This is a genomic window from Saccharopolyspora mangrovi (assembly GCF_035320975.1).
In the GTDB taxonomy this organism is placed as follows: domain Bacteria; phylum Actinomycetota; class Actinomycetes; order Mycobacteriales; family Pseudonocardiaceae; genus Saccharopolyspora; species Saccharopolyspora mangrovi.
In genome coordinates this window covers 1-20,229 of the sequence record NZ_JAWLNX010000013.1, presented here as the reverse complement: position 1 = coordinate 20,229, position 20,229 = coordinate 1, and the positions used below count along the sequence as shown (strand labels likewise).

Below are 20,229 nucleotides of genomic sequence, written 5' to 3'. Positions count from 1 at the left end.
ACGCGGGTATCCGTCGTCGGCAGGAGGTGGTTGCCATGTCCGCTGAGGAGAAGGTGCGGACCCTGCTCGACGAAGCGGGGACGAGCTACGCGAGCGAGGCCGGGATCAAGCTGGCCGACAAGCCCTCACCGCTGTACCGGCTGGTGGTGCTCGCGGTGCTGCTGTCGACCCGGATCAAGGCGGACATCGCGGTGGACGCCGCCCGCGAGCTGGCGCAGTGGAGCAGTCCGCAGAAGATGTTCGACGCCACCTGGCAGCAGCGGGTCGACGCCCTCGGCCGCGCGCACTACCGGCGCTACGACGAGAGCACCGCGACCGCGTTGGGCCGGGGCGCCGAGCTGATCATCGACCGCTACCACGGTGACCTGCGGAAACTGCGCTCCAAGGCCGACGGTGATCCGGAGGAGGTGCGCAGGCTCCTGATGGACCTGCCGCGGCTGGGCCCGGTCGGCGCCGACATCTTCTGCCGCGAAGCCCAGCTCGTCTGGCCGGAGCTGCGGCCCTACTTCGACTCCAAGGCCCTCTCCGGTGCGAAGAAGCTCGGCCTGCCCACCGACCCTGACAAGCTCGCTGATCTCGTCGAGGGCCACGACCTCGCAAGGCTCGCCGCGGCCCTGGTGCGCACCACCCTCGACCGCGACGTCGCCGCCGCGGTCCGGTGAGCGGTTCCAGCTGGAGCTCCGCCACCCCGAGAAAGACGAGAGACCCCAGGTGAACTGGGGTCTCTTCGCGCGTGGGGAGTTCTCAGCTGGAACTCCGCGTCACTTGGGTTCGAGGACCTCGAGGCCGCCGAGGAACGGGCGCATGGCCTCCGGAACCCGCACGGAACCGTCGGCCTGCTGGTGGTTCTCGAGGATCGCCACGATCCAGCGGGTGGTCGCCAGCGTGCCGTTGAGGGTCGCCGCGAAGCGGGTCTTGCCGTCGGCGTCCCGGTAGCGGGTGTTGAGCCGCCGCGCCTGGAACGTGGTGCAGTTCGAGGTCGAGGTCAGCTCGCGGTAGGTCTGCTGGCTGGGCACCCAGGCCTCGCAGTCGAACTTGCGGGCCGCGCTGGAACCGAGGTCACCGGCCGCGGTGTCGATCACCCGGTAGGGCACCTCGATCTTGGCCAGCATCTCCTCCTCCCAGGCCAGCAGGCGCTGGTGCTCGTCGCGGGCGTCCTCTTCCCGGCAGTAGACGAACATCTCCAGCTTGTTGAACTGGTGCACGCGGATGATGCCGCGGGTGTCCTTGCCGTAGGAGCCGGCCTCCCGGCGGAAGCACGTCGACCAGCCCGCGTAGCGCGCGGGACCGTCGGTGAAGTCCAGGATCTCGCCCGAGTGGTAGCCCGCCAGCGGCACCTCGGAGGTGCCGACCAGGTAGGCGTCGTCCTCCTCCAGCCGGTACACCTCGCTGGAGTGGGCGCCGAGGAAACCGGTGCCGTCCATGATCTCCGGGCGCACCAGGACCGGCGGCACGACCAGCGTGAACCCGGCGGCGGTGGCCTGCGCGGCGGCCATGTTCAGCAGCGCCAGCTCCAGCTGCGCGCCGATGCCGGTGAGGAAGTAGAAGCGGGCGCCGGAGACCTTCGCCCCGCGCTCCATGTCGAACGCGCCGAGCCCGTTGCCCAGCTCCAGGTGGTCGGCGACCTCGAAGCCGAACTCGGTCGGCACGCCCACGTGCTTGAGCACCGCGAAGTCGTCCTCGCCGCCCGGCGGCACGTCCGGCTCGACGACGTTGGAGACGGCCTTCTGCAGCCGCAGCAATTCGGCGTCGGTCTCGGACTGCTCGGCCTCGGCCTCCTTGACCTGCGCGGCCAGCTCCTTGCCCCGAGCCAGCAGCGCGTCCCGCTCCTCGCCCTGGGCCTTGCCGACCTGCTTGCCGAGCTGCTTCTGCTCGGCGCGCAGGTTGTCCGCACGGGACACTGCGGACCTGCGACGCTCGTCGGCGGACAGCAGCGCGTCCACCAGGGACGCGTCCTCACCACGTGCGCGCTGCGAAGCGCGCACCGCTTCCGGATCATCGCGTAGCGTCTTCAGGTCGATCACAGCTGGTCAGCGTAGCCGCATCGATACCCCGGCCACGCGCCGGGTCCGGCTACCCCTGCGGGATCCGGTGGGGCACGAAGGCGGCGCCGTCGTCGGTGATCAGACCTGCTGTTTCCCGGATCCCCAGCCCGGCCGACTCGTCCCCGACGATCCACGCGCCCAGCGCGGGCCGCATCCCGTCGAACTCGGGCAGCGGGTCGAAGGCCTGGTAGACGTAGCCCTCTTCGCCGTAGAACCCGCCGGTCTCGGTCTCCCAGCCAGGCGCGGCGATGGTGATGTTGTTGCCCTCGCGCCCGAGCCGCGGCTTGCGCACGTACTCGGTCAGCAGCCCGGGCTGGTCCAGGTAGGTGGGCAGCAGGTTGGGGTGGCCAGGGTGCATCTCCCAGAGGATCGCCAGCAGCGCCTTGTTGGACAGCAGCATCTTCCACAGCGGCTCGATCCACTGCGTGGCCGGCAGCGTGTTGATGGCGTGCTTGCCGAACTCGTCGTCGACCATCCACTCCCAGGGGTAGATCTTGGTGACGGAGTTCATCGGCGCCTCTTCGAGGTCGACGAAGCGCTCCAGCAGGCTCTCCCAGCCGATCTCCTCGATGGCCAGCCCGACGGTGTTCAGGCCCGCCTCGGCGGCGGTCTCCTGCAGGTAGGCGGCGGTGATGTTGTCCTCACCGGTGGGCTCCTGCCCGGACCAGGTGAAGTGCACCTCGTTCGTGGCCAGCTGCGGCTTGATCTCGGCCCAGCGCTCGACGAGCTTCTCGTGGATGGAGTTCCACTGGTCGTCGCCGTCGTGGACCTCGGTGAGCCAGTGCCACTGCACGACCGCGGCCTCCAGCAGCGAGGTCGGCGTGTCGGCGTTGTACTCCAGCAGCTTGGCCGGCCCGGACCCGTCGTAGCGCAGGTCGAAGCGGCCGTAGAGGTGCGGGTCGCGGCGGCGCCAGGACTCGGCGATGTGCGGCCACACCCACTCGGGGATGCCGAAGTCCTTGTACCGCTCGGTGGTGATCACGTGGTCGACGGCGTCCAGGCACATCGAGTGCAGCAGTTCGACGTCGGCCTCCAGCGAGAGGACCTCGTCGAGGCTGAACTCGTAGTGCACGCCCTCGTCCCAGTAGGGCCGCTCGCTGCCGTCGGCCGCGCGCGCCGGGGTCCCGAAGACGAGCCCGAGCTCTTCGATCTTCTGCTGCCAGTCCGGACGCCGGGCCCCGGTCTTGCGCTTCACTCGTTCAGCTCCCGCTGCCGCCGGTCTTGCTGGAGATCCCGAACCCACCGCGCTGGACGGTCGAGCCCTTGGTGTTCTTCACGGTGCTTCCGGAGGGCTTGTTGAAGGTCGATCCGGCCGCCGGGGCCCCGACCGGGGGCGCCGACACACCGGCTGGCGTGTACGCGTACCGGTACGAGTGGTAGCCGCCGATGCCGCCACCGGGCAGGAAGATCGGCATGAAGAACATGCCGCCGCTGACGTGGCCGCCGTGGCTGTTGACGTAGTTCTCGTCGCAGTACTCGTCCAGGTCGCGGTTGCCCGGCTGACCGCTCTGGTCGGTCGCGCAGTACTCAGTCGCGGCGTTGGCCTGGGCGCTGACCTCCGACGCCGAGTACATCGCCGCGACCAGCGCGACGACGCCGACGGTCGCACCGCCGCCGATCAGCACCTTCCGGCGCTTGGCCGTCTTCGCCGCGGCCGCGGCCTGCTCGGCCCGCTCGGCCTCGGCGCGGCGCTGCTCGGCCATCTGCCGGGCCTTCTGCTCCGCGAGCGTGGGCTCGCGCGGCGTCGTGTTCTGCGGGTCCTGGTAGCGGATCCGACCCTGGTCGCCCACAGGCATCTGCTGGGTCGGCTCCTCGGGGGTGGAGTCCCCCTGCGGCCGCTCGTTGTCAGACACTGGCTTGCCACTCTCCGTCATCGCCCCAACTCCCACACGCCACACTACTCAATGTATGGACGCGCACGGCAACGAATGAGTTCCTTTCCTCTCCGTTTCCGGCGCGGACTGCGCGCAGGCCACACGTGCGCCAGGCATCATGTGTTCGATGGTCCCGCCCGAACGCACCCCCGAATCCGGCCGCAAGAAGCCGCCCAACGCCAAGCTGGTGATGGTCGCGGCCGCGATCGGCGCCCTGCTGATCCTGACGGTCAGCATCCTGCTGAACTGGCCGATGGAGTCCGGGAAGGTCGGCGGCCCCGCCGGGGTCGGCGAGGCACCCGCGCCGAAGGTCGTCTTCGAGACGCGGGCGGGCGAGTGCCTGCACTGGACCGAACCGGACGCGGCCGACATCCGCAAGGTCACCTGCGACGAGCCGCACCTGTTCGAGGTCACCGGCCCGTACGACCTGCGCGAGTTCCCGCCGAACGCGCCGTTCCCGAGCAACGAGCAGTGGCAGGAGATCAAGCAGCAACGCTGCATCGAGGTCTCCGACCAGTACCTGGGCGGCCGGTTCGACAAGGAGGGCCGCTTCACCGTCGGCGCCTTCACCCCGAGCCAGGACGGCTGGGCCAACGGCGACCGCACGCTGCACTGCGGCCTGCAGCAGCCGGGACCGTCCGGCAAGTTGTTCCCGATCACCGGCGAGGCGTCGAAGATGGACCAGTCGAACGTCTACCCGGCCGGCCGCTGCCTGGGCATCAGCGGCACCCAGGTGTGGGACCCGGTGGACTGCTCCCGCCCGCACGCGGTGGAGCTGTCGGCCGTGATCAACCTGGCCGACCAGTTCCAGGGCAACTTCCCGTCGGAGAGCGACCAGGACGGCTTCCTGGCCACCAAGTGCGAGGAGCTGACCTCGGCCTACGCCGGTGGCCCGACGGTCGCCAGGGACAAGGGCCTGATCGTCTACTGGGACACCCTCTCCGAGGGGAGCTGGGCGGCCGGTTCGCGGCAGGTCAACTGCAAGCTGAGCGCGCAACTGCCCGACGGCAGCGGCCTGGCCCCGGTGACCGGCGGCGTCAAGGGCCAGGTGCAGGTCGGCAGGTCCCCGGCCGGCGAGAACACGGCACCGTCCGAACCGGGCGCGCCCGCGACCGAGCAGCCGCGCTGACATGCCCGTGGAGATGACCCGCGCCCGGTTCGACGAGCTGGTCGGCGACGCCCTGGACCGGCTCCCACCGGAGTTCGCGTCGGCGATGAACAACGTGGTCGTGCTGGTCGAGGACTCCCACCCCGAGGACGCGGAGCTGCTGGGCCTCTACGAGGGCATCGCCCTCACCGAACGGGACCACACCTACAGCGGCGTCCTGCCGGACACGATCACGATCTTCCGCGAGCCGCTGCTGGCGATGTGCGAGGACGAGGAGGAGGTCGTCGACGAGGTGGCGGTCACCGTCGTGCACGAGATCGCCCACCACTTCGGAATCGACGACGACAAGCTCCACGAACTCGGCTGGAGCTAGCTGACCGAGCGACCCAGGTAGGCCATCAGGCGGTCCGTGTCGCCGGCGCCTTCGGGTGGGGTCGTGGCCGGGCCGAACGCGCCGGGTCGGCGCATCATCTGCTCCGGCACGGAGTCGATGAGGGCCTGGCAGAACTCGCGCAGCCCCTCGGGCAGCTCGGCTCGGCGGCCGCAGCTGCGGTGCAGGTCCCAGGCGTGCATGGCCAGGTCGGCCATCGGGAACGCCAGCGCCTCGTGCAGCGGCATCTCCCCAGCGGGCGAGGGCCGCGGCGCCTCCAGGTCGGCGTTCGGCAGCGCCCGCTCGATCCGGCCGCCGATCTCGCGGAGCTTCGCGGCCGGGTCGTCGCACACCCAGTCGGCGGGCTCGGACGGGGTGCCCCAGGTCTGACCGCCTTCCAGCAGCACGGCGATCTTGGTCGCGCTGCCGGTGACGTGCCCGACGAGCTCGCGCACGCTCCACTCGCCGAGGTTGGACGGCTCGTCCCAGCTCCCGGCCGGCACCCGCTCCACCGCGTCGACGAAGAACCCCAGGGCCTCGGTGGCCAGCGCGCCGATCCGCGCGTTCGTCTCGGTCATGCCGCGAACCGTAGACCGGACCCCCGACGCCCGCCGGTTCCCCGGAGCACGCGAACCGCCCGGCTCGTCCGCACAGCTTCGACCGCGTTGCCGCGAACACCGCGCACGGCAGGTGGCGCTGATCCAGCGCTAGAGCAGGCCGTCCCAGGTCACGCAGCGCCAGCCGGTGCGGGTCGCCGGGTCGGACTCGATCACGATCAGCCCCGTGTTGGGCAGGTGCAGCGAATCGGCCTCCGCGCCGGTGACCTCGTCGACCAGCACGCCGGCGACCAGCCGCAGCATCGCGCCGTGGCTGACCATCACCACCGCACCCGCCGACACGCCCGACAGGGCGCTGCGGGCCCCGGCGAGGAACCGGGTGATCGCGTCCCGCCCGGACTCGCCGCCACCGGGCATCGGCACGTCGAGGTCGCGGCCGTGCCAGCGGGCGTAGACGTCGTCGAAGATCTCCAGCGCCGGGCCGCCCAGCCCCTCCAGCTCCCCGACGAACACCTCGTGCGTGCCCTCGACCAGCTGCAACGGCAACCCGAGCCGCCGCGCGACGGGTTCGGCCGTCTCCTGCGCGCGCCGCGCGTGGCTGGCGCGCACCGAGACGATCTTGTCCTCGCCCGCGGCGAGCCGCTCGGCCAGCGCCTCGGCCTGCTGCGCGCCGAGCTCGGTCAGCCCCGGGCCGGGCGGCACGGTGTCGAGCAGCTTGGCGACGTTCGCCGGCGTCTGCCCGTGCCGCGCCAGCACCAACCGGACCCCGGTCGGGGCCGACAACTCGAATTCGCTCACGCCAACCTCCCCGCGCGCACTGCCGCCAACCACTCCGCCGAGTTCCGGAACGCCTGCTCCGAGGATCCCGGCCGCACCGACGCGGGCGCCCGGTCCGCCTTCGGGTACGAGCCCAGGAACCGCACCGAGTCGCAGCGCCGCTGCAGCGCGGCCAGCGCCTCCCCGATCCGCGCGTCGGCCACGTGCCCGTCGAAGTCCAGGTAGAAGCGGTAGTGCCCGAAGCTGTCCTTGACCGGCCGGGACTCGATGCGGCTCAGGTTGATGCCGCGCAGCGACAGCTCGGCCAGCATGTCCGCGAGCGTGCCGACCTCGTGGCTGATCACCGCGCAGATCGACGTCCGGTCCGCGCCGGTCGGCTCCGGCAGCGTGCCCGGCCTGCGGACCAGCAAGAACCGGGTGACCGCGTCGCGGACGTCGGCGATGCCGGTCTCCAGCCGCTGCAACGACGAGTAGTGCTCGCCGGCCACCGGAGCGGAGATCGCCGCGTCGAACTCGCCCTCCGCCACGGCGGCCGCCGCAGCAGCGGTCGAGCTGACCGCGCGCACGTCGGCCTTGGGCAGGTTCTCGGTCAGCCAGCCGCGCACCTGCGCCAGCGCGTGCGGATGGCTGGCGACGGTCTCGACCCGATCGAGGGCCATCCCCGGCTGCGCGAACACGTCGAACTGGACCGGGATCACCGCTTCCTTGACCGCGACCAGCGGATCGCCGATGGTCAGCGCGTCGAGGGTCGCCGGGACCGAGCCCTCCACGGAGTTCTCCACCGGGACCCCGGCGGCCAGCACCTCCCCCGATCGCACAGCGGCCAGCGCGACCGGCACGGTTTCGCAGGGCAGGAGTTCGGCGTCGAAGTCCGCGGTCAGCAGCCGGGTCGCTTGCTCGGTGAAGGTTCCGGGCGGGCCGAGGTAGGCGATTTCTGGCACCCGCCCAGGTTACGGGCCGCGCAAACCCCGTTGCGGCGGGCCACGTGAAGGTCTTTCACCGGCTACTGAACGGTTTCCACGCTCCGTGATCGTTCGGACCCGGTCGTTTCCGGATAAACGGCACGTCGCCGCCGATGTGACCTACCCAATGCCACTACGCGGTGCATTCCTGCGATGCTGTGTGGCGTGACCGCAGATTCGGGGCGCTCATCGGCAGAAGGAGCGGAGCCGGAGCTGCAGCTCGTCCTCTGCGCGCTGGACGAGCCGCTGGCCGCGGCCTGGCAGGAGATCGCGGAAAGCCGGCCCGGCATTTCCGTTCATCAAGGCTCGGTTCTCGACGTCCAGGTGGACGCCGTCGTCAGCCCGGCCAACTCCTACGGCTGGATGCGCGGCGGCATCGACGCCGTGTACGCCCGCGCCTTCCCGGAAGTCGAGGAGCAGGTGCGCAGCGCCGTGCTCGCCTACCACGGCGGTGAGCTGCCGGTGGGCGAAGCGCTGCTGGTCCCCACCGGTGTGCCCAGCCCGATCTGGCTGATCAGCGCGCCGACGATGCGCGAACCGGGCGAAGCCCTGCCCGCCGACACCGTGCACCCCTACCTCGCGGCCCGCGCCGTGCTGCGCCTGTGGTCCAGCGCGGTCCTCGACAACGGCGCCCCGGTGCACCGCGTGGTGCACTCCATCGCGATGCCCGGCCTGGGCACCGGCATCGGAGGCACCGCACCGCAGCTGTGCGCCCGCCAGGTCGCCGCCGCCTGGGACGAGGTCTTCGCCCAGGTCGACCTGCACTGAGGTTTCGTTGCCAGGCGGGCCGGGGACCGAGTAAGTACCGTCGGTCACGGACTACCCACTCATGGAGGTTCCCCCGATGCTGATTCGCCGTTTGGCGCGCCCGATGCTCGCTTCGATCTTCATCTGGGGCGGGATCGGCGCCCTCAAGGACACCTCGAACCACGCCAAGGCCGTCACCCCGCTGCTGGACAAGGCCGGTCCGATCAAGGAGTCGCTGCCCGAGCAGGTGCCGACCGACCCCGAGACGCTGGTGCGCATCGACGCCGCCGTGAAGATCGGCGCGGGCGCGATGCTGGCGCTGGGCAAGTTCCCGCGCATGGCGTCGCTGCTGCTGGCCGGCAGCATCGTGCCGACCACGCTGGCCGCGCACCGCTTCTGGGAGCACGAGGACCCGCAGCAGCGCGTCGAGCAGCAGATCCACTTCCTGAAGAACCTCGGCCTGCTCGGCGGGGTCCTGCTCGCCTCGGTCGACACCGGCGGCAAGCCCAGCGTCGGCTACCGCGCGCGCAAGAGCGCCCGCGAGGGGAGCAAGAAGGCGAAGAAGACCGCCAAGAAGGCGAAGAAGTAACCGCCAACCGGGATCTGGTGCGCGAACCGTCCGGAGCGCCCACTAGCGTGGTCGACGTGGCAGTCAGGGTGCTGTTGGTCGATGATCACGAGGTGGTCCGGAGGGGTCTGCGCGACCTGCTGGACACCGAATCCGATGTCGAGGTCGTGGCCGAGGCCGGCGGCGTCGGCGAAGCGCTGGCGCGCGCTCAGGCCACCACGCCGGACGTCGCGGTCATCGACATGCGACTGCCCGACGGCGACGGGCTGGAGCTGTGCCGCAAGCTGCGCGAACGTCCGGACGCGCCGTACTGCCTGGTCCTGACCGCTTTCGACGACGAGCAGGCGCTGGTCGGCGCGATCAACGCGGGCGCCTCGGGTTACCTGCTCAAGCAGGTGCGCGGGCAGGACCTGGTCAACGCGGTCCGCGAGGTGGCCGCGGGCAGGTCGCTGCTGGACCCGGTCACCACCGGGCGGGTGCTCGACCACCTGCGGCAGTCCAGCAGCCCGGAACCGGACGAGCTGGCCGCGCTCACCGAACGGGAGCGCAAGGTGCTGGAGCTGATCGGCGAGGGCCTGACCAACCGCCAGATCGCCGAGCGCCTGTTCCTGGCCGAGAAGACCGTCAAGAACTACGTGACGTCGGTGCTGGCCAAGCTCGGCATGGAGCGGCGGACCCAGGCCGCGGCCTGGGTCGCCCGCCGCGAGAAGTCCTGATCGGAGTCAGCCAAGCGGTGAAGCCGCCTTCTCTTTACCCCACCCTCGCAACTGGCACCGCTGCGGGTTCTGAGCGGTGCTGTGGCGAGCACGCCGCGACGCCGTGTGGCCATACATCAGGAGTGGCCCGCGGAGTCCACAGCGCCGCTCAGGTTCCGCTACCCGCACCGCTGAGCAAGGTGACCACTCACTTCTTGGTCCGGACCTCGACCGAGGTTCCGTCCGGGCCGTGTTCGACGGTGATCTCGGCCTTGCTCAGGACCGCTTCGCGGATGGAGGAGCGCAGCCGATCCTTGAGCTCGGTCGGCGCGTGCTCGCCGCTGCACTTGCGCTGCAGCAACGCCTTCAGGTGCTCCTCGATGCCGAAGTGCTCCAGGCACGTTCCACAACCGTCGAGGTGACGCTGCACGGCTTCGCGCCGCGCCTGGTCGCACTCGTTGTCCAGGAACAGCCACACCTCGGCGAGCGCGTCCTGGCAGGAGGCCTCATCGGGCTCACCGCAATTCATGAAGTGCTCACCTCCTGCTGGGTCTCCCGCAAGAAGCCTCGATCACGGGCGACGTCGGTGAGCATCTCACGCAGCTGCCTGCGACCACGGTGCAGCCTCGACATGACGGTGCCGATGGGAGTGCCCATGATCTCGGCGATCTCCTTGTAGGCGAAACCTTCCACGTCCGCCAGGTACACGACCATGCGGAACTCCTCGGCCAGCAGCTGCAGCGCGGCCTTCACGTCGGTGTCGGGCAGCCGGTCCAGCGCTTCGACCTCGGCCGAGCGCAGACCCGTCGACGTGTGGTTCTCGGCCTGGGCGAGCTGCCAGTCGGCGATCTCATCGGTCGGCTGCTGCTGCGGCTGGCGCTGCCGCTTGCGGTAGCCGTTGATGTAGGTGTTGGTGAGGATCCGGTACAGCCAGGCCTTCAGGTTCGTGCCCTGGGTGAAGGACTTGAACGCCGAGAACGCCTTCAGGTAGGTCTCCTGGACCAGGTCCTCGGCGTCCTGCGCGTTGCGGGTCATCCGCAGCGCGGCACCGTAGAGCTGGTCCAGCAGCGGCATGGCGTCCCGCTCGAAGCGGGCCGCGCGCTGCTCGTCGGTCTCCTCCGCGGTCTCGACCTCCTGGTCGAGCTGCGCGGTGTTGGCGGAGTCCGCGGTGTTCGAGTCCTTTGGGGTGCTAGGCACCAGGCTCCTTTCCCGCCGCCCGGACGATGTGGCGGCAGACGACGAACCCATGCACTCCTTCGCATGGTCCGTGTTCGAGGATACCCGCGCTGTCCTGCTATTACCGGTTGGCAACAGCTGCGGGCGCGGTGGGCGGTCCAGCACGCAGGTGTTCGTCGAATCCATCGTCACGCTCGGTTCAACACGCCCTCCTGATGACCTATTCCGGCCTTCTAGAGTGACGTGCGTGGCAGGCAAGGGAACTCCAGCGACCGCGCTGTTGACCAAGAAGGGCGTCACGCACCGCGTGCACGCCTACGACCACGACCCGCGCGCCGAATCGTTCGGCCTCGAAGCCGCCGAAGCACTCGGGCAGTCGCCCGGTCGGGTGTTCAAGACGCTGGTCGCGGACGTCGACGGCACCCTCACCGTGGGCGTGGTGCCCGTCACCGGCCAGCTCGACCTGAAAGCGCTGGCCGCCGCCGCGGGCGGCAAGAAGGCCAAGATGGCCGAGGTCGCCGCAGCCGAACGAGCCACCGGCTACGTTGCCGGCGGCATCTCACCGCTGGGCCAGAAGAAGCGCCTCCCGGTCGTCATCGACCGCTCCGCCCAGGACTTCGACACGATCTACTGCAGCGCGGGCCGCCGGGGACTGGAGATCGAACTGTCCCCGCAGGACCTCGCGGACCTCCTGGGTGCGACGTTCGCCGGCATCGCGAGCTGATGACCGGGGGGAGCGACCTGTGCAGACCGCTCCCCCCGGTGCTCGGTGCCGCTGCCGCGCAACAGCCGCACCCCGCGCCGGACAGGAACGGAGGAATCGCCCTGCCCGGTTTGCAAGACCGCTCGGGGGCCCAGCGCCGACTGATCCTGCGGGCATCGAACGAGCAGGGGCAATGCGGGGAATTTCAAATGGTGATCGAACCTCGACGCGAACGCTCCCACCTGCGAGAACGACAAGCGGAACGGCTCTCGCCGGTTCCGAAGGCCATCCGAGCGAGCGACCTCAGTCGATGAGCCGCAGCACCCTGGCCAGCCACTCCGAGGTCGCCCGGTGCACGGCGTCGACGTCGGCCTTGAGCGAGTGGTCCCCGGCGACCAGCACCACCTCGCGGTTGTGGGCGGGCTCCGGACGCCCGAACGCGTCCCGCTCGCCCTGCACGACCAGCACCGGGTTCTCCACCGCGTCGATCTCGGCGGCCCGCGACTTCTCCGGCTTGCCCGGCGGGTGCAGCGGGAACGCGAGGCACAGCACCGCCTGCGCCTCGCCCGCCTCGGCCGTGCGGCAGGCCACCCGCGCACCCGAGGAGCGCCCGCCGAAGATCAGCGGCAGGTCGGCGAACCAGCGCTCGCCCAGGTCCTCGGCGACCGCCAGCCACGCCGCGTCCAGCTGCTTGGCCGGAGCGGGCGCCTTCCGCCCGGCGACCCGGTAGGGCTGCTCGACCAGCGCCACGTGCACCCCGGCATCGGTGGCCGCGCGCGTCGCCGACACCAGGTCGGGCGCGTTGAACCCACCACCGGCGCCGTGCCCCAGCAGCAGCGCGGCACGACCTTCCTCAGCGCAGTGCAGCTCGGCCCGCGCCGGGCCGTGCGGGGTCTCGACCTCGATGCGGGTCATGACTCGAACAACGCCGCTTGCTCGGCCGGCTCGGGCACCGGATCGGCAGGTTTCAGCAGGTCAGGATGGTTGTTGCGCATGCTGTTCACCTCTGTCGACACGGTGTGGAGCGCCAGCTCGCCGAGCACGCCCGGCTCGGGACGCAGCAGTTCGTCGATCTCGCTCCGCGTAGGGTCCAGCCAGTCCGCCCAGCAGTCCTCGGGCAGCACCAGCGGCATCCGGTGGTGCACGTCGGCGAGCTCCCCGACCGCATCGGTGGTCACCACCGCGCAGGTCACCAGCGGCTGACCAGCGGAGTTGGGGTCCCACCAGGCGGAGAACACCGCGGCCATCGCCATGCTCCGGCCGTCCCGGCGGCGGCACAGGTAGGGCTGACGGCGCTTGTCACCGGGCTTCCACTCGTACCACCCGGTCGCCGGCATCAAGCAGCGGCGCCGCCGCGCGGACTCGGCGTAGGCCGGTTTGGTGGTGATCGTCTCCGCGCGCGCGTTGATCATCGGCGGACCACCGTCGGCCTCCTTGGCCCAGGTCGGCACCAGGCCCCAACGGACCGGACGGACGCTGCGCTCGGCACCGCGCTGCACGACGATCGGCACCGTCTTGGTGGGCGTGATGTTGAAGTCCGCGCCGGTCGCGCCCCCGGTCCGATCAGCCGCCGCGAACTCCTCGGCCAGCGCCGCCGGATCCCGCTGCACGGCGTACCGACCACACATCCGCATCTCACCTCGACTCGCTACTTCTCCGCGTCCAAACCTACCGCCTCTTCGCGCGGGTCGAGAGACACGCGTTCGAGCAGTTCCGCGCCGTTGTTGCGGACGTTGTTGACCGCCGTGGAAACCGGCCTGACCTCCAACGATTCCGCGACGTCCAGGGACGGTGGCCGCAGCAGGTCCGACACGTCCGGCTGATCGGGATCCAGCCAGTGCGACCACGCGCCCTCCGGCAGCAGCAGCGGCATCCGGTCGTGCACCTCGGTCAGCTGCCCGACCGCCGCCGCGGTCAGCACCGAGCAGGTCACCAACGGCTCGGCTTCGTCGCTCTCCCGCCACGTGGAGTAGATCCCGGCCAACGCCAGGCTCGACCCGTCCGGCGGGGTCATGAAGAACGGCTGCTTCTTGCCGCCCTCGCGCTTCCACTCGTACCAACCGTCGGCCGGCACCAGGCACCGGTAGCGCTTGATCGAACTGCGGAACGCGGGCTTGCTGGTGACCGTCTCCGACTTGGCGTTGATCATCCGGCTGCCGATGGACTTGTCCTTCGCCCAGAACGGCACCAAACCCCACCGCATCACCCGGATCGACCGCTCGGTGCTCTCCAGGTCGGCCTCACCGGTCTCGTCCTGCGGATGCCGCTGCACCACGGTCAGCACCCGCTTGGTCGGGGCGACGTTGAAGTCCGCGCCCGGCGCCGCACCACCGGTGGCGTCCAAGGCCGCGAACTCGGCGGCGAGCTTGCCGGGATCCTTGCTGGAGGCGTATCTGCCGCACATCCGGTGTCCAACCTCCCGCGGGCCGAGGGCGTGGGTCCACTTCATCCTGGCAGTCCAATTCGTCCCAGGCGAGCGTCCTGACCGCCCCGGCGCTGAAATACCCGGGTGGAATGCGGGATCATTGGGCCATGACCCAGCTCTGGCCCGCTCCCGTCGCCACCGGAACCGTGCGCGCGACGGTCCCGCTGCCCGGTTCGAAGTCGATCACCAACCGGGCGCTGGTGCTCGCCGCGCTCGCCGACGGGCCCTCCGCGCTGCGCGCACCGCTGCGCAGCCGGGACACCGAGCTGATGGCCTCCGCGCTGCGCTCGCTGGGCGCCACGATCACCGACGGACCAGATGGCTCCTGGCACATCACCCCCGCTGACCTGCGCGGACCCGCCGACGTCGACTGCGGGCTGGCCGGAACCGTGATGCGCTTCGTGCCCCCGGTCGCCGCGCTCGCCGTCGGCCGGATCTCCTTCGACGGCGACCCGCAGGCCCGCAAGCGACCGCTCGGCACCGTGCTCGACGCGCTGCGCGAGCTGGGCGCCGACATCACCGGCAACTCGCTGCCCTTCGACGTGCACGGCACCGGCCACCTGACCGGCGGCGTGGTCACCATCGACGCCTCGGCGTCCTCCCAGTTCGTCTCCGGGCTCCTGCTGTCCGCGCCGCGCTTCGAGAAGGGCGTGACCGTCCGGCACTCCGGCCCGCCCGTGCCGTCGCTGCCGCACATCGAGATGACCGTCGAGATGCTGCGCGACGCCGGAGTCGTCGTCGACTCCTCGCAGCGCAACACCTGGCGCGTCGAACCGGGCCCGATCCGCGCGCTGGACTCCGACGTCGAACCCGACCTGTCCAACGCCACCCCGTTCCTGGCCGCCGCGGCCGTCACCGGCGGCAGCGTCACCGTGCCCGGCTGGCCGTCCCGCACCACCCAGCCCGGCGACGCGATCCGCGAGATCCTCGCCCGGATGGGCGCCGACGTCCGCCTCGACTCCGACGGGCTGACCGTCACCGGACCCGACGAGCTCGCACCCGTCGACATCGACCTGCGCGCCGTCGGCGAACTCACCCCCACCGTCGCCGCCCTCGCCGCGCTCGCCGCCGGCCAGTCGCGGCTGCGCGGCATCGCGCACCTGCGCGGCCACGAGACCGACCGGCTCGCCGCCCTCGAGGCGGAGCTCAACAAGCTCGGCGGCCAGGTCCAGCAGACCGAAGACGGCCTGATCATCGACGCCGTGCCGCTGACCGGCGCCGAATGGCACTCCTACGCCGACCACCGGATGGCCACCGCCGGCGCGATCCTCGGCCTCAAGGTGCCCGGCGTGGCGGTCGAGGACATCGCCACCACCAGCAAGACCATCCCGGACTTCCCCGGGATGTGGGCCGCGATGCTGGGGGAGACCGCGTGATCCCGGGAGCCCACTGATGAGCAAGCGCGGCTGGCGGAACCTCGACGAATCCGACGTGCGGGTGCGCCCCGGACGGGGCAGCAGGCCGCGCAGCAAGCAGCGCCCCAAGCACGCCGACGCCGCCGAGGCGATGGTCATCGCCGTCGACCGCGGCCGCTGGACCGTGGCCCTCGACGGCGACCCGGACCGGCTCGTCACGGCCATGCGCGCCCGCGAGCTCGGCCGCACCCCCGTCGTCGTCGGCGACCTGGTGGGCGTGGTCGGCGACGTCTCCGGCAAGCCCGACACGCTCGCGCGCATCGTCCGCGTCGCCGACCGCAGCAGCGTGCTGCGCCGCACCGCCGACGACACCGACCCCTACGAGCGGGTGGTCGTCGCCAACGCCGAGCAGCTGATCATCGTCACGGCGCTCGCCGACCCGCCGCCGCGCCCCGGTTTCATCGACCGCTGCCTGGTCGCCGCCTACGCGGGCGGGCTGTCACCCGTGCTGTGCCTGACCAAGGCCGACCTGGCCGACCCGGGCGAGTGGATCACCAGCTACGCCTGGCTGGACATGCCGATCACCGTCACCAGGCTCGACGACGAGCCCGACGAGCTGCGCGAGCTGCTCGCCGACCGGGTCTCGGCACTCGTCGGGCACTCCGGCGTCGGCAAGTCGACGCTGGTCAACCGGCTGGTCCCGGACGCCGAACGCGCCACCGGCGAGGTCAGCGGCGTCGGCAAGGGCCGGCACACCTCCACCTCCGCGGTCGCCCTGGCCCTGCCGGGCGGCGGGTGGGTCGTCGACACGCCCGGCATCCGCTCGTTCGGCCTCGCGCACGTCACCGCCGACGACGTGATCGCCCCGTTCGAGGGATTCGCCGAAGCGGCCGAGGAGTGCCCGCCGAACTGCGGCCACCTCGGTGGCACCGACGACCCCGACTGCTACCTGGACACCTACGCGGAGAAGGAGGGCGGCAACGCCGACCAGCTCGCCTCCCTCCGCCGCCTGCTGCGCTCCCGAGCCGGCTTGGAAGAGGCCTGATCCACCGCAATCGGTGATCTTGGGGCGTCCCCCGAACGGGGAGGCGCGTCCCGGGTGGGGTCCTGGGTTCGTTGCTAGCGTTGGCCAGCGAAATCCGAGCCTTTCCGCCACCCGCCCGAGGAGCGCGCCCGATGCCCCGAGCCCGCACCAGGACTGCGGTGTTGTCCGCCGGTCTCGCCCTGACCGCAACACTCGGTGCCTGCACCAGCGAGCCCCAACCCCACGCGGCTGTTCCCAGGGCCGCCGCCCGCCCAGACCCGCGCCCGGTGGCCGAGGCGATGCTCGCCGACACCATCAACAAGATCAACCAGACCGGCACCGCGCACACCACGATGACCGGAAGCCTCGGCGTGGTCGGGCAGCTCAACGCCGACGGAGCGGTCCGCTACCGGGGTCCGCAAGCCGATCTCGCGCTCGACGGCAAGACCCGCAACACGAGAACCGAGAAGCTCGCGGTGTCGATCGTGGACGACGTCGGCTACCTCAACACCCCGCTGGCCAGGCCGAACGCGAGCACGCCGTGGCTGAAGATCTCCCAGGACAGCTCGGACTTCGGGTCGAAGCTGCTCAGCCCCGCCCTGGACCAGCTGCACGAATCCGTCGACCCGCGCGCCACCTTCAGCGGCGTCGAGCAGGCCACCCGGATCCAGAACTCCGCCCCGGACACCGTCGACGGACGGCCCACCACCCGCTACGAGCTGCGGATCCTCACCACCAAGGCAGCCGAGATCGCCCGCGACGAGCAGCAGCGCGAACGCTTCCAGCAGGCCGCCGACGACGGTGAGCACGAGCTCGGCTACCAGCTCTGGCTCGACGAGCGGGGACTGCCCGCGAAGTTCGCCGCCACCACCCAGGTCGCCCAGGCCGGCGAGGTCTCGCTGACCTCCACCTACCGCGACTGGGGAACCCCGGTGGACATCCACCTGCCCCCGGCCCACGAGGTCGGGGTGTTCGAAGACCTCCCGCCGATGGCCCAGCCCCCGCGCTGACGCCTCACATCAGTTCGAGCAGGAACGGCACTTCCTGCGGCGCGTACCAGGCCAGCTCGTGGTCCTCGGCGTCACCGAGCGCGAACTCCGCGTCCGGGTCGCCGAGGTCGGCGGCGTCGATGACCTCGACCGCCGCGCGCACCGCGTCCTCGGCCTCGGTCGTGTCGACGTGCACCGCCGCGAGCTGCTTCCAGCTCACCGGCCCGGACACCTTCACCACCGCGTGGTCCAAGTCCGGCCGCAGCGTCACCTCGTCCACGTCGGCGGAGATCACCACCCGGCGCTGCTCGATCTTGCCTTCCTCATCGGCGGCGAGGAGCCGCAGCGACGCGCGGGCGGCCTCCCGCATCGCCGCGTACTCCAGCTCTTCGGTGTCGCCGGTGGCGTAGGACTCGCGAAGCGCCGGAGTCAACGCGAAAGCCGTCCCGCCGAGCGGCTGCAGCTGCTTGTCCGCCACCAGTTGCTGCAGCATCGGCAGCGTGGCGGGCAGGTAAATCCTCATGCGTCGACCGTCCCGATCATCTCGTCTACTGCTTCACCGATCATCGCCGCCAGCACGCCGACGTCGGGCATCGCGTCCCGATCCGCGTTCAACCCGAAGTACACCGCGCCGTTGTACGAGGTCACCCCCACCGACAGCGACTGGTTCTTCGCCAGCGGCACCACCGGGAACATCTCCATCATCCTCGCCCCGGCCGCGTACAGCGGCACCTGCGGCCCGGGCACGTTGGTGACCAGCACGTTGAACAAGCGGTCCGAGAACTGGTTGGCGACCCGGGCGCCCAGCGCGTGCAGCGTCGGCGGCGCGAAACCGCTGACCTTCACCAACGCGTCCGCCGCCACCGATTGACCCGACTCGACGTGCGCCCGCATGGCATGGCTGACCTGGTGCAACCGCATCGTCGGGTTGCCCTCGCCCACCGGCAGATCCACCAGATAGGCGGAAACCTTGCTGCCCGCGGTACCGACCGGCAGGCTCGCCGTGTCCTGGTAGGCCGCGTCGGCCTCGGCGTCGTCGGAGCGGACCGAGACCGGCACCATCGCGCGCAACGTCGTCGACGGCGTGACGACCTCGCCGCGCGACAGCAACCAGTTCCGCAGCGCACCCGCCACCACGGCCAGGACCACGTCGTTGACCGTGCTGCCGTGCGCCTGCCGCACCGCGCGGAGGTCGTCCAACTTCGCCTTCGCCACGGCGAACCGGCGCTGCGTCGACGTCGGGGCGTTCAGCGGACCGCTCGGCGCCGGCACCACCGCAGCCCGAACCGCCGAGGCGACGCCCCCGAGCGCGCGCGTCACCTTCTGCACCGTCGCGGAGGCGTCGACCACCGCGGCGCGCACGTTCTCCACCACCTCGCCCGGGCGCTGCACCGCGTCCGTCGCGGCCTCCACGAGCAGCTGCGCCACGGTCGGCTGCGGGCGCGGCATCCACAGCGCGTCCGGGTCCTCGATCTCGCGGTTGCGCTGCACGTCGAAGATGACCTGCCCGATGTCGATCGCGCCGATCCCGTCGATCATCGCCTGGTGGGTCTTGGTGATGATCGCGACCCGGTTCTTCGACAAGCCCTCCACCAGGTACAGCTCCCACAGCGGGCGGGTGTGGTCGAGCTTGCGCGACATCAGCCGCGCCACCAGGTCGTGCAGCTGATCGTCGTTGCCCGGCTTCGGCAGCGCCGACCGCCGCACGTGGTAGGTGAGGTCGAAGTCCTGGTCATCCACCCACACCGGACGCGCGAGACTGCCCGGGACCTCCATCACGCGCTGCCGGTAGCGCGGCACGAGCCCGAGCCGGCGATCGACCATCGACAGCAGGTGCTCGTAGTCGAAATCGCTTCGCGGCCGCCGAAAGACCGCGACGCCACCGACGTGCATCGGCGTCGTGTAGTCCTCCAGGTAGAGGAAGGAGGCGTCGACGGCGGAAAGACGATCGGGCATGCCGAGATCCTGGCACACATCGCACCGGGTCCGAGGGGTTCACCCGCCGGCGGCCAACACGGGCATGTGACACTTCATGGTGTGACCAGCGAAGTTTCCCCGAAGGACCGATTCGTCACCGTCTACGGCCGCAAGCCGGTGCTGGAGGCGTTGGCCGACTACGACCTGCGGGTCGACAAGGTGATCGTCGCGGAAGGGCTCCGGGGTGGGGCCATCGCGGAGATCGAGGAGGCCGCGGCCGACCGCGCGGTGAAGGTGCAGCGCGCCAGCGCGCACCGGGTGAAGGTCCTCGCCGGGAACGGCCGTCACGACCAGGGCGTGGTGGCCGACGTCGTCGCCCGCAAGATGCGACCGCTCGTCGACGCGCTCGCCGACCCCGCGACCGCACCGCGCACCATCCTGCTGCTGGACGGGCTCACCACGCCCGCCAACGTCGGCATGGTCCTGCGCACCGCGACCGCCTCCGGCATCGACGGCATCGTCGTCCCGCACCGCGGGGTCGCCGGGCTGGACCCGCTGGTCATCAAGGCCTCCGCCGGTGTGGCGTTCCACGCCCCGGTGCTGCGCAGCCGCACGGCCGCCGAAGCCGCCGAGCTCCTCACCGAAGCCGGGTACCCGCTCTACGCCCTGGATGCCGATGCCGGGCACAGCCTCTACGACACCGAATTCGGTGACCGCGCGGTGTTCGTCCTGGGCAGCGAGACCGCTGGCCTCTCGGCCGAGGTCGAGGAGCGCATCGCCCAACCGCTGTCCATCCCGATGGCCGGAGGGGTCGAGTCGTTGAACGTCGCCAGCGCAGCGGCGGTCCTCTGCTTCGAACTCCGCCGCCGAACCCTCAGCTGAACCCGCGTCAAGGGCTGGGGGCATTTCACGCGAAATGTCCCCAGCCCCGCTGCAA

24 protein-coding genes are annotated in these 20,229 nt (G+C 70.9%); 11 read left to right on the top strand and 13 right to left on the bottom strand.

The window, feature by feature from the left end; genetic code table 11:
- Nucleotides 1-35: 35 nt before the first annotated feature.
- Entirely contained in the window at nt 36-662 is a 627-nt protein-coding gene (locus tag R4I43_RS18845) for an endonuclease (RefSeq protein WP_324266962.1), read from the top strand.
- Between the two features lie 99 nt (nt 663-761).
- Here the strand turns inward: R4I43_RS18845 and serS are convergent, their stop codons facing one another.
- The 3 genes from serS to R4I43_RS18830 are packed head-to-tail and all read right to left on the bottom strand — an operon-like array spanning nt 762 to nt 3,898.
- Entirely contained in the window at nt 762-2,024 is a 1,263-nt protein-coding gene (gene serS / locus R4I43_RS18840; RefSeq protein ID WP_324266961.1) for a serine--tRNA ligase, read from the bottom strand.
- Nucleotides 2,025-2,073: 49 nt separating this feature from the next.
- Nucleotides 2,074-3,240, bottom strand: coding sequence for a glutathionylspermidine synthase family protein (locus tag R4I43_RS18835; protein ID WP_324266960.1), 1,167 nt, complete (start codon nt 3,238-3,240; stop codon nt 2,074-2,076).
- Nucleotides 3,241-3,244: 4 nt separating this feature from the next.
- Entirely contained in the window at nt 3,245-3,898 is a 654-nt protein-coding gene (locus R4I43_RS18830; protein WP_324266959.1) for a hypothetical protein, read from the bottom strand.
- A gap of 148 nt (nt 3,899-4,046) precedes the next feature.
- Here R4I43_RS18830 and R4I43_RS18825 point away from each other — a divergent pair, with 148 nt between their 5' ends.
- Nucleotides 4,047-5,048 carry a septum formation family protein gene (locus tag R4I43_RS18825; RefSeq protein WP_324266958.1) on the top strand — a complete coding sequence of 334 codons (1,002 nt, stop codon included), beginning with the start codon at nt 4,047-4,049 and terminating at the stop codon, nt 5,046-5,048.
- A gap of 1 nt (nt 5,049) precedes the next feature.
- The gene (locus tag R4I43_RS18820; protein ID WP_324266957.1) at nt 5,050-5,400 is read left to right on the top strand and encodes a metallopeptidase family protein; all 351 of its coding nucleotides are present in this window, start codon (nt 5,050-5,052) and stop codon (nt 5,398-5,400) included.
- Here R4I43_RS18820 and R4I43_RS18815 read toward each other — a convergent pair.
- The 3 genes from R4I43_RS18815 to pheA all read right to left on the bottom strand — a co-directional run bounded on the left by R4I43_RS18815 (nt 5,397) and on the right by pheA (nt 7,672).
- Complete coding sequence (locus R4I43_RS18815) at nt 5,397-5,975, bottom strand: TIGR03086 family metal-binding protein (protein WP_324266956.1); 579 nt, start codon at nt 5,973-5,975, stop codon at nt 5,397-5,399. The genes R4I43_RS18820 and R4I43_RS18815 overlap by 4 nt on opposite strands.
- Before the next feature lie 129 nt (nt 5,976-6,104).
- Nucleotides 6,105-6,752: a histidine phosphatase family protein gene (locus tag R4I43_RS18810; RefSeq protein ID WP_324266955.1), complete on the bottom strand. Its 648-nt coding sequence runs from the start codon at nt 6,750-6,752 to the stop codon at nt 6,105-6,107.
- Entirely contained in the window at nt 6,749-7,672 is a 924-nt protein-coding gene (gene pheA / locus R4I43_RS18805; protein WP_324266954.1) for a prephenate dehydratase, read from the bottom strand. Before pheA ends, R4I43_RS18810 begins: the two co-directional genes overlap by 4 nt.
- Nucleotides 7,673-7,846: 174 nt before the next feature.
- Here pheA and R4I43_RS18800 point away from each other — a divergent pair, with 174 nt between their 5' ends.
- From R4I43_RS18800 to R4I43_RS18790, 3 genes are all read left to right on the top strand, one after another.
- Nucleotides 7,847-8,461 carry a macro domain-containing protein gene (locus tag R4I43_RS18800; protein WP_324266953.1) on the top strand — a complete coding sequence of 205 codons (615 nt, stop codon included), beginning with the start codon at nt 7,847-7,849 and terminating at the stop codon, nt 8,459-8,461.
- A gap of 76 nt (nt 8,462-8,537) precedes the next feature.
- Nucleotides 8,538-9,029, top strand: coding sequence for a DoxX family protein (locus tag R4I43_RS18795; protein ID WP_324266952.1), 492 nt, complete (start codon nt 8,538-8,540; stop codon nt 9,027-9,029).
- Between the two features lie 56 nt (nt 9,030-9,085).
- Entirely contained in the window at nt 9,086-9,724 is a 639-nt protein-coding gene (locus tag R4I43_RS18790; RefSeq protein ID WP_324266951.1) for a response regulator transcription factor, read from the top strand.
- Between the two features lie 187 nt (nt 9,725-9,911).
- Here R4I43_RS18790 and rsrA read toward each other — a convergent pair whose 3' ends face one another.
- Complete coding sequence (gene rsrA / locus R4I43_RS18785; protein WP_324266950.1) at nt 9,912-10,232, bottom strand: mycothiol system anti-sigma-R factor; 321 nt, start codon at nt 10,230-10,232, stop codon at nt 9,912-9,914.
- Nucleotides 10,229-10,900 (bottom strand): sigma-70 family RNA polymerase sigma factor, encoded by a 672-nt coding sequence (locus R4I43_RS18780; protein WP_324266949.1) that lies wholly within the window; start codon nt 10,898-10,900, stop codon nt 10,229-10,231. Before R4I43_RS18780 ends, rsrA begins: the two co-directional genes overlap by 4 nt.
- A 226-nt stretch (nt 10,901-11,126) precedes the next feature.
- Between R4I43_RS18780 and ybaK the strand changes: the two genes are divergently transcribed.
- A complete protein-coding gene (ybaK, locus tag R4I43_RS18775) occupies nt 11,127-11,603 on the top strand; it encodes a Cys-tRNA(Pro) deacylase (protein ID WP_324266948.1) in 477 nt (158 codons plus the stop codon).
- 282 nt (nt 11,604-11,885) lie between these two features.
- On the opposite strand, the gene R4I43_RS18770 is transcribed toward ybaK, so the two are convergent.
- The 3 genes from R4I43_RS18770 to R4I43_RS18760 are packed head-to-tail and all read right to left on the bottom strand — an operon-like array spanning nt 11,886 to nt 13,986.
- Complete coding sequence (locus tag R4I43_RS18770; protein WP_324266947.1) at nt 11,886-12,497, bottom strand: alpha/beta hydrolase family protein; 612 nt, start codon at nt 12,495-12,497, stop codon at nt 11,886-11,888.
- Nucleotides 12,494-13,210 (bottom strand): SOS response-associated peptidase, encoded by a 717-nt coding sequence (locus R4I43_RS18765; RefSeq protein WP_324266946.1) that lies wholly within the window; start codon nt 13,208-13,210, stop codon nt 12,494-12,496. Before R4I43_RS18765 ends, R4I43_RS18770 begins: the two co-directional genes overlap by 4 nt.
- Before the next feature lie 20 nt (nt 13,211-13,230).
- Nucleotides 13,231-13,986 carry an SOS response-associated peptidase gene (locus R4I43_RS18760; RefSeq protein ID WP_324266945.1) on the bottom strand — a complete coding sequence of 252 codons (756 nt, stop codon included), beginning with the start codon at nt 13,984-13,986 and terminating at the stop codon, nt 13,231-13,233.
- A gap of 128 nt (nt 13,987-14,114) precedes the next feature.
- Between R4I43_RS18760 and aroA the strand changes: the two genes are divergently transcribed.
- From aroA to R4I43_RS18745, 3 genes are all read left to right on the top strand, one after another.
- On the top strand, nt 14,115-15,383 hold the full coding sequence (gene aroA, locus R4I43_RS18755; RefSeq protein WP_324266944.1) for a 3-phosphoshikimate 1-carboxyvinyltransferase: 1,269 nt from the start codon (nt 14,115-14,117) through the stop codon (nt 15,381-15,383).
- Between the two features lie 16 nt (nt 15,384-15,399).
- Nucleotides 15,400-16,407 (top strand): ribosome small subunit-dependent GTPase A, encoded by a 1,008-nt coding sequence (rsgA, locus tag R4I43_RS18750; protein WP_324266943.1) that lies wholly within the window; start codon nt 15,400-15,402, stop codon nt 16,405-16,407.
- A 131-nt stretch (nt 16,408-16,538) separates the two neighbouring features.
- Nucleotides 16,539-17,396 carry a hypothetical protein gene (locus R4I43_RS18745; RefSeq protein WP_324266942.1) on the top strand — a complete coding sequence of 286 codons (858 nt, stop codon included), beginning with the start codon at nt 16,539-16,541 and terminating at the stop codon, nt 17,394-17,396.
- Nucleotides 17,397-17,400: 4 nt separating this feature from the next.
- On the opposite strand, the gene R4I43_RS18740 is transcribed toward R4I43_RS18745, so the two are convergent.
- Together R4I43_RS18740 and R4I43_RS18735 are read right to left on the bottom strand one after the other, a co-directional pair.
- Nucleotides 17,401-17,898, bottom strand: a complete 498-nt coding sequence (locus R4I43_RS18740) for a DUF6912 family protein (RefSeq protein ID WP_324266941.1) — start codon at nt 17,896-17,898, stop codon at nt 17,401-17,403.
- Nucleotides 17,895-19,331, bottom strand: a complete 1,437-nt coding sequence (locus R4I43_RS18735) for a WS/DGAT/MGAT family O-acyltransferase (RefSeq protein ID WP_324266940.1) — start codon at nt 19,329-19,331, stop codon at nt 17,895-17,897. The genes R4I43_RS18740 and R4I43_RS18735 overlap by 4 nt, the downstream gene beginning before the upstream one ends.
- Before the next feature lie 81 nt (nt 19,332-19,412).
- On the opposite strand from R4I43_RS18735, the gene R4I43_RS18730 reads away from it, so the two are divergent.
- On the top strand, nt 19,413-20,174 hold the full coding sequence (locus tag R4I43_RS18730; RefSeq protein ID WP_324266939.1) for a TrmH family RNA methyltransferase: 762 nt from the start codon (nt 19,413-19,415) through the stop codon (nt 20,172-20,174).
- The last annotated feature ends 55 nt before the right edge of the window (nt 20,175-20,229 follow it).